A 17,792-nucleotide genomic window follows, 5' to 3' on the forward strand; every position below is an offset into this window, starting at 1 on the left:
ATGGCCCGCATCAGCAAGGTGTCGGTCGAGGAGGCCGTCACCCGCATCCACGCGGCCGGCCTCGACTCCTTCGCCGGCGCCGGCGCCGAACTGCTCCCCGCCCGCCCGCGCAAGGCCATCGCCCCGCTGAAGGAGTCCGGCGAGCGCTGGCTGGAGATCATGGAGATCGCGCACGGGCTGGGCGTCGAGTCCACCTCGACGATGCTCATGGGCACCGGCGAGACCAACGCCGAGCGCATCGAACACCTGCGGATGATCCGTGACGTGCAGGACCGCACGGGCGGCTTCCGCGCGTTCATCCCGTACACCTACCAGCCCGAGAACAACCACCTCAAGGGCCGCACGCAGGCCACGCTCTTCGAGTACCTGCGCATGATCGCCATCGCCCGCCTGTTCATGGACAACATCGCCCACATCCAGGGCAGCTGGCTCACCACGGGCAAGGAGGTCGGCCAGCTCTCCCTGCACTACGGCGCGGACGACCTCGGCTCGATCATGCTGGAGGAGAACGTCGTCTCCTCCGCCGGCGCCAAGCACCGCTCCAACCTGATGGAGCTGATCAGCCTGATGCGCGGCGCGGGCCGTGTCCCCGCGCAGCGGAACACGACGTACGAGCACATCCGGGTGCACGAGAACCCGGCCGACGACCCGGTCGACGAGCGGATCGTCTCCCACGTGTCGTCCACCGCCATCGCGGGCGGTACGGCGCACCCCGAGCTGAAGCTGCTCGCCACCGGCTGAGCCCGGGCCGGGTGTCCGGCTCGCCGGCACCCGGCCCGACTCCTCCGCTGTTCCCGCTCTGCCGGGCGAAACCGCTCTCAATCCCCGCACGTAAAAGGACGGAGTACCCCATGGCGGGTGCCATTCAGGCCACGGGTCTGGTCAAGACCTTCGGTGACATCCGAGCCGTGGACGGAGTAGACCTGGACGTGCCGGAAGGCGGCACGCTGGGGCTGCTCGGCCCGAACGGAGCCGGCAAGACCACCACCGTGCGCCTGCTCACCACCCTGCTGCGCCCCGACGCGGGCTCCGCCACCGTGGCGGGCTACGACGTGGTCCGTGACGCGGACCAGGTCCGTCTCTCCATCGGCCTCTCGGGCCAGTTCGCCGCCGTCGACGACCGGCTGACAGGCCGGGAGAACCTCCGCATGATCGGCGAGCTGTACGGTCTCGGCTCCCGGGCCGCCCGGCAGCGGGCCGACGAACTGCTGGCCCGCTTCGACCTGACAGCCGCGGCGGACCGTGCGTCGAGCACGTACTCCGGCGGCATGGAACGACGGCTGGACCTGGCCTGCGCCCTCGTCATCCGTCCTTCGGTGATGTTCCTCGACGAGCCGTCCGTCGGCCTGGACCCGACCAGTCGGCTGATGCTGTGGGACGCCATCGAGGACCTCGTGTCGCAAGGCACCACCCTGCTGCTGACGACCCAGTACCTCGAAGAGGCGGACCGTCTGGCGCGGGAGATCGCGGTCGTCGACCACGGCCGGATCATCGCGCGGGGCACACCGGGCGACCTGAAGGCACAGGCGGGCGTCCAGCGCATCGAGGTGGTGGCTTCCTGGCCCGAGCAACTCGACTCCGTGGCCGCCCTGCTGGCGCGCTTCGGTACCCGCGCTCCGGACGTGGACCGGCTGCGCAGCACGGTTTCCGTGCCCGTCGAGGGCGGGGTCCGCCTGCTCACCGAGGTGATCGGCGCGCTGAACGCCGAGGGCCTGGAACTCACCGACATAAGCCTGCGCCGCCCCACGCTCGACGAGGTCTTCCTGGCCCTCACCGGCGATGCCCCGCAGAACACAGTGCGCACCGCGGCCGGCGTCGGCGCGGCGACCGAGAAGGAGTGATGAACGTGTCGGCAACGGCACCGCCCGTACCCGAGCTGAAGCCCGGAACGGTGGTCAAGTCCCTGCGTGACGTGCTGGTCCTCACCCGGCGCAACATCACGCGAACGTTGCGGATCCCGGAAGTGGTCGTCCTGGGGCTGGTGCAGCCGCTCATCTTCGTGCTGCTCTTCGCGTACATCCTCGCCGGGTCGTTCCGGCTGCCCGGCGTCGAGGGCGCGGACGCCTACCGGGAGTACATGATGCCGGGCATCTTCGCGCAGAGTCTCGCGTTCGGCACGGCCAGCAACAGCAGTGTCAGCATGGCCAACGACGTCAAGAGCGGCATGGTGGACCGGTTCCGGTCCCTTCCGGTCGCGCGCGGCGCGCTGCTCACCGGTCGCACCCTCGCTGACCTGGTGCAGAACGCCTTCGTCCTCGCGGTGATGACCCTGTGCGCGCTGCTGATCGGCTGGCGCTTCCACCACGGGCTGCTGCGGGCGGCCGCCGGGTTCGCGGTGCTTCTGCTCATGGGGTACGCGCTGTCGTGGGTGGGTGTCCTCATCGGGCTGTCGGTCCGTGCCCCGGAGGCCGCGGTCACCACCAACCTCCTGTGGCTGTTCCCGCTGACGTTCCTCTCCAACGCCTTCGTGGCGCCCTCGACCCTGCCGACGGTGCTGCGCTGGTTCGCGGAATGGAATCCGCTGACCGCCACGGTGCAGGCGGCACGCCACCTCTTCGGCAACCCGGGCATCAACACCACGGGCGCCTGGCCCTCGCATCACCCCTTGCTGGTTTCGGTGGCCTGGTCGGTTCTGGTCGCGGTCGTGGCCCGCACACTGGCGGTGCGCCGCTACAACTCCGTCGGTTCGTGAGGAGCCACTCGTGACCGCGGACGCGACGTTCCGGGCGGAACTGATCCACCCGGTGCACGAACTGCTCGCCCGGCACGCGGCGCGGCAGCCCGACCGGATCGCCTTCCAGGACGACCGTCGTGCGGTGACCTGGGCGGAACTGGACCGGCGTACCGCCCGGGTGGCCGGACACCTCGTGGGGCTGGGCCTGGAACGGGGCGCCTCCGCGGTGATCTATCTGCCCAACCGGGTGGAGACGGTGGAGAGTTACCTCGCCGTCACCCGGGCCGCCGCCGTCGGCGTACCGCTCAATCCGAAGTCCACCGACACCGAACTGGCCCACCTCCTGGACGACTGCTCGGCCGGGCTGGTCATCACCGGTCCGGCGCAGCTTCCCCAGGTGCGCCGGGTGCTGGCCGGCCGGCCCGGGACCACGGTGATCCTCGTCGGGCAGGACTCCGAGCCGGGGTTCGCGGAAGCGGCCGACGACGAGCCCACGCACTGGGAGGAGCTGGCGTCGACGTGGTCGCTGCGCGACCCGCCCCGCGACGACCTGGGCCTGGACGAACCGGCCTGGATCCTCTACACCTCCGGGACCACCGGCCGGCCCATGGGCGTGGTGTCCACGCAGCGGTCCTCGCTGTGGGCGACGGCCGCCTGCAACGCCCCGCTCCTGGGGCTGTCCTCGCAGGACCGGATCGTATGGCCGCTGCCGCTCTTCCACACCGTGGCGCACAACGTGTGCGTGCTCGGTGCAGTGGCGGTCGGGGCCACGGTCCGGGTCATGGACGAACTGGCCGCCGACGAGGTGCTGCGCCGGGCCGGAGCGGAGGACGCCACCTTCCTGGTGGGCATGCCGACCATGTACCACCAGATGGTGGAGCTCGCCCGGTCCGGAACGGTCGACGTCCCGCGGTTGCGGGTGTACATGGTGGCGGGTTCGCCCTGTCCGCCCGCTCTGCAGGAGTCGTTCCGCTCCGCGTTCGGCATCGAGCTGCTGGACAGCTACGGCTGCACCGAGACCGGTGGAGCGATCACCACGAATCTGCCGCAGGGCCCGTACGTATCGGGCTCCTGCGGTGTGCCGTTGCCGGGGCTGACGCTGCGGATCACGGACCCGCGCACCGGCGACGAGGTGGAGCAGGGCGCGGAGGGCGAGGTGTGGGTGTCGAGCCCGGCGCTGATGCTGGGCTATCACGGGCAGCCGGCGGAGACCGCCGCCGTGCTCACCGACGGCTGGTACCGCACCGGTGACCTCGCGCGTCAGCGGGCGGACGGGTACCTGACGATCACTGGCCGGCTGAAGGAGCTGATCATCCGGAGCGGGGAGAACATCCACCCGCGCGAGGTCGAGCAGGCCCTCCTCCAGGCGCCCGGGGTCGCGGACGCGGCGGTGGCCGGAATCCCCCACAGAACGCTCGGGGAAGTCCCGGTCGCCTACGTCGTTCCCGCCTGCGGTGAACTCGACGTGGGGGCGGTGCTGTCGGCCTGCCAGCGACGGTTGTCGGCGTTCAAGCTCCCCGAGGAGATCCACGCGATCGCCGAGGTGCCCCGCAACCCGGCCGGAAAGATCACCCGCAAGCTCCTCGCACAGCTGCCCGCCCGCCTGCTCTGGCAGCGGTCGCGGCGGCTGCCCGAGGCGTCGCCCCGCTCCTCCGACACCATGGACCTGGGCCTGGACTCGGCCGACCACCCGCTGCTCTCGGCGACAGTGGAACTTCCCGGGCGTGACGAACTGATCTGCACCGGCCGGATCACCGCGACCGGGACCGACCCGACCCTGCTGCTCCGCGCGGGCGACACCACGGTGTTCGCCGGAGCCGCCCTGCTGGACCTGGTGCTGCACGCCGCGGACCGGGCCGGCTGCGCCCGCGTACGGGAACTCTCGGCGGCGCAGCCACTGGTGCTGCCGCGCGAGGGCGGCGTACAGCTGCGGGTGACGGTCGGTGCGCCGGGCTCCGAGGGGACCAGGGAGGTGACGGTGTACGGCCGCCGGGACCACAAGGGCGCGTCACAGCGCCCGTGGACCCGGCACGCGACGGCGCTGGTGGCACCTGCCCCCGGTCCGGAGCCCGACGTGCGCCGACCGGTGTGGCCTCCGCACGGAGCCTGCCGGATCGCCGAGGACACCGGCACCGACCGTACGGACACCGCGTGGATGCCGCAGGGACTGTGGCGGCGCGACGACGAGGTCTTCGTGGAAGTGGCGCTGCCCGACTGGGTGCCCGGCCGGGACCGCCACGCGCTCCATCCGACACTTCTGGACACGGCGCTGGCCGCGGCAGTACGCCAGGCCCAGGACGCTCTGCCGACCCCTGCCGTCCCCACGACGGCCGTGCACTGGCGGGACGTGACACTGCACGCCACGGGTGCGTCCGTACTCCGTGTGGCGCTGCGGCGGCGCGCGGACGGCTCCTGGGATCTCGACGCGGCCGACGGTGCCGGGGACCCGGTGCTGACCGCGCGGTCGGTGGCGTGCGCCCCCTTGCGGACCAGCGAGGTGCGCAGCACGTCCGCGGCCCAGCAGGACGCCCTGTTCGAGGTGTCGTGGGAACCGTACGAACTGCCGCGAACGGCGGCCCGCCCCGATCGCTGGGCGGTCGCCGGTCCGGACACGGTCCACGCCCGGGCCGGCCTGATGTCGACCGGCCGGTACTGCGAGCGTCATCCCGATCCGGCGTCGCTGCTGCGCTCGCTGGACGAGGGCGCTCTCGCCCCGCACGTGGTGCTCGTCTCGCCCTCCGCCTCGCGAAGCGCCGCGGACCCGGCCGACGCGGTACGTGCCGCGGTGGTCGAAGCGCTCGACTGGGTAAGGCACTTCGCCGATCCGCGGCTGGCGCACAGCCGGCTGGTCGTCGTCACCCGGCAGGCGGACGACACGGGTCCTTCGCCGGATGTGGGCGTGACGGCCGCGCGTGGTCTGATCGCCGCCGCGCAGGACCGGGCGCCGGGGCGTTTCGTGCTCATCGACACGGACGGGACGAAGCACTCGTGGCAGCGTGTGGAGGATGCCCTGGCGTGCGGCGAACCGCGGCTGGCACTGCGCGCGGGCCGGGCCCTCGTGCCGCGCGCGGTACGGGTGGCGGCCGGTGCTCCGGCCGTGCCGCCGGACGGCCGGGTGGCCCTGTTCGCCGGGAGTGAGACCCACCTCGTGGCCGAGAGGCTGTTCGGCCGCGGCGGCGCCCGTGACCTGCTGGTCGCGGGCCCGTTCGCGAAGAACGCCGCGGACCGGACGGCGGACGCCGCTCGGACGGCGGAGTCCGTTCGCTGGGAACCGATGGATCCGGCAGGTGCCGTACGGGCCCTGCTCGACGGCGCCCCCCGGACCGTGGTGTTCACCGCCGCCGCGCCGGCCGGGCAGCAGGACGACGTGGACGCGGTGCTGCGTCCACTGATCGACCCCGCGCTGGAGCTGGTCCGTACGGCACCGGGCCGGGGCGTCACCCGAGTGGTGTTCTCGACGCCCGCGCCCGCTTCGGCGGGACTGGCGGACGCGGCCGTGGCGGCGGTGTTCGACGTGTGGGCCCGCACCCTGCGCGCCGCCGGCGTGTCGGCGGTGTCGGTACGCGGCCCGGCCCGGGCGGACGAGGAGGCGGCGGACCTGTTCGCGGCGGCCGTCGCCTCGGGCCGGTCCGCGCTGATCGCCGACCGGCCCGATCTGTCGGCGCCCCGCGGCATCGGTCCGCTCGGGGGGACGGCCGCGTTCCACCGTGATCTGGCGGTGGGCGTGGTCCGGCGCTCCGCGCGCGACGCCGTCACCGATCCACGAGGGCTGCGCCGCCGGCTGGCGGCACTGACCGGGGCCGAGCAGCAGGCGACCGTACTGCGGCTGGTACGCGAGCACTTCGCGGTCGCGCTCGGGCTCTCCTCGGCCGGGCTGGTCCCGGTCGACGGCGAGACCCGCGGCCTGGGCTTCGACTCGCTGACGACGCTGGTCGCGCGCAACGCGCTGGAGACGTCGACCGGACTCGCTCTCCCCACGTCGGTGGTCCTCGACTTCGCGACGCCGTCGGTTCTGGCCCGCCATCTCACGGAGGTGCTGCTCGCCGGCTGAGACGGCCCGCGGGATTCGGATAGAGCGGATGAAGGGGTACGGCACCGATCGGTGCCGTACCCCTTCTTCTGTCTTCTCTTCTGTCTTCGTCCTGTGGAGCGGGCCCCCGGCACGGCCAAGGGCCCGCTCCTGTCAGGAAGAGCGGGCCCTTGGTGCGGGGCGGATGCCGGTCAGGCACCTCGGTCGGTCAGCCAGGTGTGGGTGGCCTCGGCGGTGGACCGGGCGTGGTCCTCCATCATGGTGAAGTGGTTGCCGGGGACACCGAGGACGGTGTGGGCCCGGTCCCAGGCCGTCTGCCACTCCTCGGGCAGCAGTTCCCTCTCACCGGGTCCCGCGGGCACCGGAGGCTCCGAGGAGCGGACCAGCAGGACGGGGCAGTCCAGCGGGCCGGGCTCCCACTCTCCGATCAGCGCGACGTACCAGCTCATCGCGGTGAGCCGGTCGGTGTCCATGTGCGCGAACATCGACTCCCGCTCGAACATGCCGCCCAGCATCTGCTGGGAGAACCGCAGGAACGGAGAGTCCGCGCGCGGCATGTAGGTGTCCAGCAGGACGACGGCTGCGGCGGGCGTTCCCCGCTCCTGAAGCCGCCGGGCGGCGGACAGGGCGAGGATGCCGCCCGAGGACGAGCCGAGCAGGACCGCCGGGGTGTCGCCCACGGTCCGCAGCACGGCGTCCGCGTGCAGTTCGGCGACGGCGTCGAAGGTGGCCGGCAGGGCCTCTCCCGTGCCGAAGCCCTGTGTGGGTACGGCCCATACGTCGCGTCGCGCGCGGAAGGCCGAGGCGAACCGCGCGTACTGGTGGACACCGGCGAGGGCGACATAGGAGCTGAAGCAGATCAGCGGGGCCGCCTCGTCTCCGGCCGACAGCCTGATCGCCTCGGGCAGGACGGGCAGTTCCTTCGGTGAGTCGAAGGTGGGCCGGAGTTCGGCCGCGGCCTGGAGCAGGGTGAAGCCCTCGTCGACCCGGCCCGTCTCGCAGGCGTGCCGGAACAAGGCGCCCAGCGTGTCCTCGGCCCGCGGGGCGGGTCCCTGCTGCGACGGCTCGTCCGCGCCCACCGGGGCGGAGTCCGCGGTACGCAGCCGCTCGTCGAGGTGAGCGGCGAGGGACTCCGGCGTGGGGTGGTCGAACAGCAGCGTGGGCGGCAGGCGGAGCGCGGTCGCCGACGCGAGGTGGTTGCGCAGTTCGACGACGGTCAGGGAGTCGAAGCCCTGTTCCGTGAAGAGCCGGTCGACGGCCACGCCGTCGACGGAGGTGTGTCCGAGGACGGTGGCGGCGAGGTCGCGCACCAGGCCGACCAGGGTGTCACGGCGTTCCTCGGGACCCAGCCCGGCCAGCAGCGCCCGGGCGGTGGGGGCACCGGTCGAGGCGTTGCGCCGGGCGGGTGTCGCGGCGGCGGGGCGCAGCAGCGCCTCCACCCCGGCCCGGCCGGCACCGGTGTCCATGGCGATCACCGCGGGGTGAGCTGCGGTGAGCGCCGCGTCGAGGAGGGCGAGCCCGTGCTCGTCGGTGAGCGGCCGTACTCCCCCGCGGGCCAGACGTCGTCGGTCGGTGGCGGACAGGCCCGCCGTCATGCCACCGGTGGCCTCCCACAGCCCCCACGCCAGCGACGTCGCGGGCAGCCCCTGGACGTGCCGGTGAGCGGCCAGTCCGTCGAGGAAGGCGTTGGCGGCGGCGTAGTTGCCCTGACCGGGCGAACCGAAGGTGCCGGCCGCGGAGGAGAACAGGACGAAGGCGGACAGGCCGTGGCCCGCGGTGAGTTCGTGCAGGAGCCAGGCGCCGTCGGCCTTGGGCCGCAGGACCCGGTCGAACCGGGGTCCGTCCAGAGCCGTCACCGTGGCGTCGTCGACGACGCCGGCGGCGTGCACCACCGCGGTCAGCGGTGCGTCCTCAGGGATGTCGGCAAGGACGCGTTCCACGTCGGCCCGTTCGGCCGTGTCGCAGGAATGCAGGGCGACCCTCGCGCCCAGGGCGGTCAGTTCGGCGACGAGTTCGTCGGCGCCGTCGGCCGCGGTTCCGCTGCGGCTGGTCAGCGACAGGGAGCGGACACCGTGGGCGGTGACGAGATGGCGGGCGACGAGCCGGCCGAGGGCGCCGGTGGCGCCGGTGACCAGGACGGTGCCGGCACCGAGGTCGGGCCTGGTGGCCGCGTCCGTGACGTCGGCCGCGGCGACACCGGGCAGGAGTACCCGGCCGGCGCGCACCGCGCTGTGGGCGGAGCCGCTCGCCACGGCGGCCGCCAGGGCCGGACCGTCGGACGGGTCGGGCGCGCCGGGCAGGTCCACCAGCTGGAACCGGCCGGGGTGTTCGGCCTGCGCGGCACGCACCAGGCCCCACAGCGCGGCCCCGGAGAGGTCCAGGTCACCGGTGTCGTCCCCGGCGGCCAGGGCGCTCCGGGTGACGAACACGAGCCGCGAGCCGGCGAACCGCTCGTCGGTGAGCCAGCCCCGGATGCTGTCGTGGGCCCGGGTGAGCAGGCCGCGCACCGCCGCCGGGACACCGGCTTCGGGCAGGCGCTGGGGATCGGGGGCGACCAGGACCAGTTCCGGCATGGTCATGCCGGTGTCGACGGCCTTGCCGAGCGCTTCCAGGTCGACGTACGACTCCAGGTGCACGCCCGTCGCGTCCAGGGCCTCGGCGACCCTGTCGTCGCCGTCGCCCAGGATGATCCAGCGCACGGATCCCGGGCTGGGCGCTACCGCGGCGGCCGGTTTCCAGTCCAGGCGCAGCAGTTCGGGCGCAGGCCGGGAGTTCTCGCCGAACCGGTCGGCCGGGACGGCGCGCAGGGTGAGCGACGCGATCGAGGCGACGGGACGGCCCTCGGTGTCGGCGGCGAGGATGGTGTAACCGTGCTCGTGGTCCGTCGGCGCGAGCCGTACCCGCAGTGCGGTGGCGCCGTCGGCGTGCAGGGTCAGGCCGCTCCAGGCGAACGGCAGCTTCGGCTCGTCGAGCGGCGGTGTCTCGCCCGCCACGCCCGGCTGGGTGACGAGCAGTGACTGGACGGCGGCGTCGAGCAGGGCGGGGTGGAGGCCGAAGCCGGCCGCGTCCGCGCGGTACTGCTCGGGCAGGGCGACTTCGGCGAAGACCTCCTCGCCGCGGTGCCAGACGGCGCGCAGGCCGCGGAAGCAGGGGCCGTAGTCGAATCCGGCGGCCGCGAAGGCGTCGTAGGGGTCGTCGTCGGACACGAGCCGGGCGCCCGGCGGTGGCCAGGCGGCGAGGTCGTCCACCGGGGCGGGCGGGGCCTCGGGGGTGAGGACGCCCTGTGCGTGGAGTTGCCACGGGTCGTCGGCTCCCGCGGGGCGGCCGTGCATGGTGAAGGAGCGGCGGCCCGTCTCGTCGGGAGTGTCCACGGCGATCTGGAGCTGTACGGCGCCCGTCTGAGGGATGGTCAGTGGACTGTTCAGGGTCAGTTCCGCAACGTGTGCGCACCCGGTGCGGTCGCCCGCGTGGACGGCGAGGTCGAGATAGCCGGTCGCCGGGAGGATGACCCGGCCGAGCACGGCGTGACCGGCGAGCCAGGGGTGGGTGCGCAGGGACAGTGACCCGGTGAGCAGGACGGCGTCGGAGCCGGCGGAGAGGACGGCGGCGCCCAGGAGGGGGTGCCCGGCGGTCTCCAGGCCGGCGCCTTCCAGATCGCCGGTCCAGGGCGCGCTCGGCAGCCAGTACCGCTCGCGCTGGAAGGCGTACGTGGGCAGCGGCACGGTACGGCCGCCGGGGTGCAGCGCCTGCCAGTCGACCGCGGCGCCGTGGGCGTACAACCGGCCCACGGCGGTGAGCAGTTGCCGCTCCTCGCGGTGGTCCCGGCGCATGGCCGGGACGAAGACCGCGCCGGTGCGGTCGGCGTCGTCCACGCAGGCCTGGGCGAGGGCCGTGAGCGTGGTGTCGGGGCCGATCTCCAGGAACCGGGTGGCTCCCTGGTCGCGCAGGCGGCGGACCGCGTCGTGGAAGCGGACGGGTTCCCGCAGATGCCGTACCCAGTACTCGGGGTCGGTGAGCTGCTCCGTGGTGGCGGTCTCACCGGTGCACGCGGAGACGACGGCCAGCCGGGGCGGCTCGTAGGTGAGCCGGGACGCCACGGCACGGAACGCGTCGAGCGCGGGCTCCATCAGCGGTGAGTGGAAGGCGTGGCTGACGCGGAGCCGGGATGTCTTGCGCCCCATCGCGGCGACCGCCGCGACGACGTCGGCGACGGCCTCCTCGGTGCCGGAGACCACCGTGGCGGCGGGACCGTTGAGGGCGGCGATGCCGACCTGCGCGGCCCGGTCGGCCAGCAGGGGCAGCACCTCCTCCTCGGACGCCTGCAAGGAGGCCATCGCGCCGCCGGAGGGGAGTTCCTGCATGAGCCGGCCGCGGGCGGCGACCAGCGTGCAGGCATCGTCCAGGGAGAGCACACCGGCGACGTGCGCGGCGGCGAGTTCGCCGACGGAGTGGCCGGTGAGCAGGTCGGGGCGCACGCCCCAGGATTCCAGGAGCCGGAACAGGGCGACCTCGAAGGCGAACAGCGCGGGCTGGGCGTGCTCCGTGCGGTCCAGGAGGCCGGCGTCCGCCTCGTCGTCGGTTCCGTCCGTGCCGAGGACGAGATCGCGCAGTCCGGGGATGCGGGCGCACACCTCGTCGAAGGTGGCGGCGAACACCGGGTAGCGCTCGTGCAGTTCGCGTCCCATGCCGAGGCGCTGGGCGCCCTGCCCGGCGAAGAGGAAGGCCGTCCTGCCGCCCTGACGGGACGTGCCGGTGACTGTGGCGGGGTCGGGTTCGCCCTCCGCCAGTCCGGTGAGCGCGCGGAGCCTTTCGGCCGCGTCGCCGCCGAGGACGACCGCGCGGTGTTCGAAGGCCGTGCGGGTGGTGGCCAGGGACAGACCGATGTCGTGCGGGTCGGCGTCCGGGTGGGCGAGGAGGTGGTCGCGCAGGCGGGCGGCCTGGCCGTGCAGCGCGTCGGCGCTGCGCGCGCTCAGCACCCAGGGCACCATCGCGTCCGGAGCGGCCTGCGGTCGCGGGGTGTCCGGTGCGGCGGCGGTGTCCTCGGGGGCTTCGAGGATGACGTGGGCGTTGGTGCCGCTGATGCCGAACGACGAAACGCCCGCCCGTCGCGGACGGTCTTCCGCCCGCGGCCACGGCCGGGGCCGTGTCAGCAGCCGTACGTCTCCCTCCTCCCAGTTCACGTGCGAGGACGGCGTGTCCACGTGCAGCGTGGCGGGCAGCGTCTCGTGCCGCATCGCCAGCACCATCTTGATCACGCCCGCCACGCCGGCGCCCGCCTGCGTGTGCCCGATGTTGGACTTCACCGATCCCAGCCACAGCGGCCGGTCCTGCGGCCTCTCCTGCCCGTAGGTCGCGAGCACGGCCTGTGCCTCGATCGGGTCGCCGAGCGTGGTGCCGGTGCCGTGGGCCTCGACCACGTCGATGTCCTGCGGTGCGAGACCGGCGGTGGCCAGCGCCTCGCGGATGACACGCTGCTGGGCCGGGCCGTTGGGGGCGGTGAGGCCGTTGGAGGCGCCGTCCTGGTTGACGGCCGAGCCGCGCAGCACGGCGAGGACGGGGTGGCCGTTGCGGCGCGCGTCCGACAGCCGTTCCACCAGGAGCAGTCCGCCGCCCTCGGAGAAACCGGTGCCGTCCGCCGCGTCGGCGAACGCCTTGCAACGGCCGTCCGCGGCGACTCCGCGCTGGCGGCTGAAGTCCACGAACAGACCCGGTGTCGACATGACGGTGACACCGCCGGCCAGAGCGAGGTCGGACTCGCCGGAACGCAGCGACTGGGCGGCCAGGTGGAGGGCCAGCAGCGAGGACGAGCACGCGGTGTCCACGGTCACCGCGGGGCCTTCCAGGCCGAAGGTGTACGAGAGCCGGCCCGACAGGACACTGGCCGAGGTGCCGGTGCCGAGGTGCGCGGCGGTGTCCTCGCCGACGGCGAGCGGCCGCGAGGAGTAGTCCTGGTAGTTGGTGCCGGCGAACACACCGGTCCGGCTGCCGCGCACGGTCGCCGGGTCGATGCCCGCCCGTTCGAAGGCCTCCCAGGCCATCTCCAGCAGCAGTCGTTGCTGCGGGTCCATCGCGGTCGCCTCGCGCGGCGAGATGTTGAAGAAGGCCGGATCGAAGTCGGCGAACCCGGGGATGAAGCCGCCGACCAGGGTGGAGGTACGGCCGGCCGTGCCCGGCTCGGGGTCGTAGAGCGCGGCCGTGTCCCAGTCGCGGTCCTCGGGGAAGGGGCCCATCGCGTCGGTGCCGTCGGCGAGCAGCCGCCAGAACTCCTCCGGGGACGCGGCGTCCCCGGGGAAGCGGCACGCCATGGCGACGATGACGACGGGATCGTCGTCGGCCGCCCGCGCGGTGTGCACGGGGGCGACGGGCACGGCGGCGGAGGCGGGGCCGAGACCGGCGCTCAGGTGCTCGGCGAGTGCGGCGGGCGTCGGGTAGTCGTACACCAGGGTGGCCGGCAGGCGCATCCCGGTCGCCTCGCCCAGGGTGTTGCGCAGTTCGACCGCCGTGAGCGAGTCGAAGCCCAGTTCGCGGAAGGCGCGCGCCGGTTCGACGTCGTCGGGGCTCGGGTGGTTGAGGACGTAGGCGATGTGGGCGCGGACGAGTTGCAGCAGTGCCTGCTTGCGTTCGCTCTCGCCGAGCGCCGCGAGTTGTCCGGCGAGCCCTGTCCCGGCCTCGGCGTCCTGTCCCGGCGTGGCGCGGCGGGCGTCGGCCAGGATGCGGCGCAGCTGGGGCAGGTCGGCGTAGAGGCGGCGCGGCCTGCCGCGGGCGAGTTCGGGTCCGAAGACCTCCCAGTCGATGTCCGTGACGACGAGGGCGGAGTCGTCGTGGTCGAGGGCCTGCTGCAGGGCGGTGACGGCGAGGGCCGGGTCCATCAGGCGGACGCCGTGGCGCTCCAGGCGTTCGCCGACGGTGCCCTTGGCCATACCGCCCTGGGCCCAGGCGCTCCAGGCGACGACCGTCGCGGTGAGGCCTCGGGCGCGCCGGACCTCGGCGAGGACATCGAGGAAGGCGTTGCCCGGCGCGTAGTTGCCGTGTCCGGGAGCGCCGAAGGCACCGCTGGCGGAGGAGAAGAGGACGAACGCGGACAGGTCGAGGTGCGCGGTGGCCGCGTCGAGGTTGAGGGCGCCGCCGACCTTCACCCGCAGGACGTCGGCGAGGCGTGCGGGGGTGAGGGAGCCGATCACGCCGTCGTCGAGAACCGCCGCGGTGTGGAAGACCGCGGTGAGCGGACGGTCGGCGGGGACGGCGGCGAGCAGGGCCGCCAGGGCGTCGGGGTCGCCGATGTCGCAGCGTGCGATCTCGGCGCGTGCTCCGAATGCGGTGAGTTCCGCGAGGAGGTCCTGGGCGCCGTCGGCGTCCGGTCCCGAGCGGCTGACGAGCAGCAGGTCACGGGCGCCGGAGCGGGCGAGCCAGCGGGCCACCTGCGCGCCGAGGGCGCCGGTGCCGCCCGTGACGAGGACCGTGCCGTCCGGGCGCCACTGTCGGCTGCCGGGCCGGCCGCGGGTGGGTGCCTGTACAAGACGGCGGGCGAGCACGCCGGTGGCGCGGACGGCGATCTGGTCCTCGTGGTCGGTACCGGCGAGCACGGCGGCGAGGCGGTCGCCCGCACGGTCGTCGGCGTCGGCCGGAAGGTCGACGAGTCCGCCCCAGTAGTCGGCCTGTTCGGCGGCGACGACCCGCCCGAAGCCCCACACCAGGGACTGGGCGGGGGCGTCCACGCCGTCGCCGGGACGGGTGGCGACGGCACCGCGGGTGACGAACCACACCGGGAGATGCGCGTTGAGGTCGTCCAGCGCCTGGACGAGGGCGACGGTGGCGGCGAAGCCGCGCGGGAGGCCGGGGTGTTCGGGGTGCAGGTCCTCGTCCAGGGCGAGCAGTGACAGCACGCCCGCGGCCTCACCGGTCGCTCCCGACAGGGCTTCGGCGAGTGCCTCGCGCCCGGCCGCTGCGTCGGTCACGACGGTGACGCACCGGGCACCGGCCCGGTCGAGCGCGGCGGTGACGACGGCGGCCTGCGGGCCCTCCTCGTGGCCTCGCGGCACTACGAGAAGCCAGGTGCCGGTGAGGCCGGGCGCGGGCGGTTCCTCCAGGGCGCGCCAGGCGATGCGGTAGCGCCAGGCGTCGGTGGTGCTGTGCTCGGTGCTGCGCCGGCGGTAGTCGGCGAGGGCCGGTACGAGCGGTGCGACGGCGTCCTCGGCGAGGCCGAGGGCGGCGGCCAGGGTCCGGAGGTCGGTGTTCTCGACGGCGTCCCAGAAGGGCGCGTCCGCCGTGTCGGCCTGCGGCACGGTCTCCTCGACCGGAGTGAACTCGGGCCAGTAGCGGCGGCGTTGGAAGGCGTAGACGGGCAGGTCCACCCGTCGGCCGGGGCCGCCGTGGACCGCCGACCAGTCGACGTGCCCTCCGCGCACGGACAGTTCGGCGACGGAGAGCAGGAACCGCTCGGGGCCTCCCTCCGAGCGACGGAGCGTGCCGAGGACGGCGCCGGCGGTCACGCCCGCCGCGTCCAGGATGTCGGCGACCGCGGTGGTGACCACCGGGTGCGGGCTGACCTCGACGAAGATCCGGTGCTCGGCCGCGGCCAGTGCCTGGACGGTCTCCTCGAAGCGAACGGTCTGGCGGATGTTGCGGTACCAGTAGGCGGCGTCCAGTTCGGTGGTGTCCTCGACCCGGCCGCCGGTGACGGTGGAGTAGAACGGCACCTCGGCGGGCCGGGGCCGCACGGGCGCGAAGCCGGCCAGCAGGGCGTCGCGGACCTCCTCGACCTGCTCGGAGTGCGAGGCGTAGTCGACGGGGACGCGCCGGGCGCGTACGCCCTCGGCGGTGAGAGCGTCGAGGAGTTCCACCAGGGCCGCCTCCTCGCCGGACACGACGACGGAGCGCGGGCCGTTCACGGAGCCCACGGAGATCCGCCCCTCCCAGCGGGTGAGGCGTTCCTGCACCTCCGCCAGCGGCAGGGGCAGCGAGGCCATGCCTCCGCGGCCGGTGATCGCGAGCAGTTCGCGGGAGCGGACGACGACGATCCGGGCGGCGTCCTCCAGGGTCAGCGCGCCCGCGACATGGGCCGCGGCGATCTCTCCCTGGCTCTGCCCGACGACGGCCGCGGGCCGCACCCCGCAGGACTGCCACAGCCGGGCGAGCGCCACGCACACCACGAACAGGGTCGGCTGGACCACGTCGAGCCGGTCGAGGGGCGGGGCGTCGTCGGTGCGGCGCAGCACGTCGAGGACCGACCAGTCGGTGAACCGCTCGACGGCCGCGGCCACTTCGTCGAAGTGGGTACGGAACCGTGCGTCGTCCTCGATGAGGGCTGTGGCCATCTCCTCCCACTGCGCGCCCTGGCCGGGGAAGAGGAAGACGGGGCCGCCCTCGGTGTCCGCGACGCCGAGAGCGACGCCGGCGGCCGGGGTGCCGTCGGCGACGGCGGTCAGCGCGCGTACGAGTGCGTCGTGGTCGTGGGCGACGACGGCGGCGCGGTGCTCCAGCGCGGGGCGGGTGGCGGTCAGGGACCAGGCGAGGTCCGCGGGCGTCTGGGTGCGGCCGGGGCCGGTCCGCACGTGGGTGCGCAGCCGGGCGGCCTGGGCGCGCAGGGCGGCGGCGGTGCGGCCGGAGACGGTGAAGGCGAACGGGCCGCGGGCGGCGGGAAGTACCTCGGCGGTGCCGTCGCCGACGCTCTCCGAAGCGGTGTCCGGTTCCTCCGGCTCGGGGGGCTGTTCGAGAATGACGTGCGCGTTGGTGCCGCTCACTCCGAACGAGGAGACACCGCAGCGCCTCGGCCGTTCCGTGCGCGGCCACGGCCGGTCGGCGGTGAGGAGTTCGACGTTGCCCTCGGACCAGTCCACGTGGGTGGAGGGCCGGTCGACGTGCAGGGTGGGCGGCAGGACCTCCTCGCGCAGGGCGAGGATCATCTTGATGACACCGGCGACGCCCGCCGCCGCCTGCGTGTGGCCGATGTTGGACTTCACCGAGCCGAGCCACAGCGGCCGGTCGGCGGGCCGGTCCTGGCCGTAGGTGGCCAGCAGTGCCTGGGCCTCGATCGGGTCGCCGAGCGTGGTGCCGGTGCCGTGCGCCTCGACGGCGTCGACGTCGCCCGGCGACAGTCCGGCGGCAGTCAGCGCCTGCCAGATGACCCGTTCCTGGGAGGGGCCGTTGGGGGCGGTCAGGCCGTTGGAGGCGCCGTCCTGGTTGACGGCCGAGCCACGGAGCACGGCGAGGACGGGGTGGCCGTTGCGGCGCGCGTCCGACAGCCGTTCCACCACCAGCACGCCCGCGCCCTCGCCCCACGCGGTGCCGTCGGCACCGTCGGCGAAGGCGCGGCAGCGCCCGTCCGGGGAGAGTCCGCGCTGGCGGCTGAACTCCAGGAAGATCGTGGGCGTCGACAGGACGGTGACACCGCCGGCGAGCGCCAGGTCGCACTCGCCGGCCCGCAGCGCCTGCGCGGCCAGGTGCAGAGCCACCAAGGAGGAGGAGCACGCGGTGTCGACGGACACCGCGGGACCCTCCAGGCCCAGGGTGTACGAGACGCGACCCGACACCACGCTGGAGGCGTTGCCCACCCCGTCGTCGCCGGCGTTGTCGGACAGGCCCAACAGGGTCGTGTAGTCCTGGAGGTTGGTTCCGGCGAACACTCCGGTGCGGCTGCCGCGGAGGGAGACCGGGTCGATGCCCGCGCGCTCCAGCGCCTCCCAGCAGATCTCCAGCAGGATCCGCTGCTGCGGGTCGGTGCCGACGGCTTCGCGGGGCGAGATGCCGAAGAAGCCGGCGTCGAAATCCCCCGCCCGGTCGACGAACCCGCCGACGCGTGTGTAGCTCTTGCCCGGGGTGCCGGGTTCGGGGTCGTAGAGCGCGTCGACGTCCCAGCCGCGGTCCGCCGGCCATTCGCCCATGGCGTCGGTTCCGGAGCTGACCAGCCGCCACAGGTCGTCCGGATCACCGACGCCTCCGGGGAACCGGCAGCCCATCGAGACGATGGCTATGGGTTCCTGATGGCGCGCCTCGGCCTCGCGCAGCCGCTGTCGTGTCTGGTGGAGATCGGCCGTGACCTTCCGCAGGTAGCCGAGGATCTTCTCGTCGTCCTTCATGCGTTTCGCACCC

5 protein-coding genes are annotated in these 17,792 nt (G+C 73.8%); 4 read left to right on the top strand and 1 reads right to left on the bottom strand.

Features of this window, described 5'->3' with window-relative positions; translation table 11 throughout:
* From ACIPTO_RS15710 to ACIPTO_RS15725, 4 genes are all read left to right on the top strand, one after another.
* A partial coding sequence (locus ACIPTO_RS15710; RefSeq protein ID WP_401192152.1) for a radical SAM protein occupies positions 1 to 741 on the top strand: 741 nt, incomplete at its 5' end.
* A gap of 110 nt (positions 742 to 851) precedes the next feature.
* Complete coding sequence (locus tag ACIPTO_RS15715; RefSeq protein ID WP_366325682.1) at positions 852 to 1,841, top strand: ATP-binding cassette domain-containing protein; 990 nt, start codon at positions 852 to 854, stop codon at positions 1,839 to 1,841.
* Positions 1,841 to 2,692, top strand: a complete 852-nt coding sequence (locus ACIPTO_RS15720) for an ABC transporter permease (protein ID WP_366325684.1) — start codon at positions 1,841 to 1,843, stop codon at positions 2,690 to 2,692. The genes ACIPTO_RS15715 and ACIPTO_RS15720 overlap by 1 nt, the downstream gene beginning before the upstream one ends.
* Positions 2,693 to 2,702: 10 nt before the next feature.
* Positions 2,703 to 6,725: an AMP-binding protein gene (locus ACIPTO_RS15725; RefSeq protein WP_401192155.1), complete on the top strand. Its 4,023-nt coding sequence runs from the start codon at positions 2,703 to 2,705 to the stop codon at positions 6,723 to 6,725.
* Positions 6,726 to 6,895: 170 nt separating this feature from the next.
* Here ACIPTO_RS15725 and ACIPTO_RS15730 read toward each other — a convergent pair whose 3' ends face one another.
* The gene (locus ACIPTO_RS15730) at positions 6,896 to 17,779 is read right to left on the bottom strand and encodes a type I polyketide synthase (protein ID WP_401192157.1); all 10,884 of its coding nucleotides are present in this window, start codon (positions 17,777 to 17,779) and stop codon (positions 6,896 to 6,898) included.
* Between the last annotated feature and the right edge of the window lie 13 nt (positions 17,780 to 17,792).

This window comes from Streptomyces sp. NPDC090083 (assembly GCF_044747445.1).
Classification (GTDB): domain Bacteria; phylum Actinomycetota; class Actinomycetes; order Streptomycetales; family Streptomycetaceae; genus Streptomyces.

Bases quoted from the DNA above. Each gene is read 5' to 3' on its own strand.
- ACIPTO_RS15715 (WP_366325682.1), top strand. From the start codon at position 852: ATGGCGGGTGCCATTCAGGCCACGGGTCTGGTCAAGACCTTCGGTGAC.
- ACIPTO_RS15720 (WP_366325684.1), top strand. From the start codon at position 1,841: ATGAACGTGTCGGCAACGGCACCGCCCGTACCCGAGCTGAAGCCCGGA.
- ACIPTO_RS15730 (WP_401192157.1), bottom strand. From the start codon at position 17,779: ATGAAGGACGACGAGAAGATCCTCGGCTACCTGCGGAAGGTCACGGCC.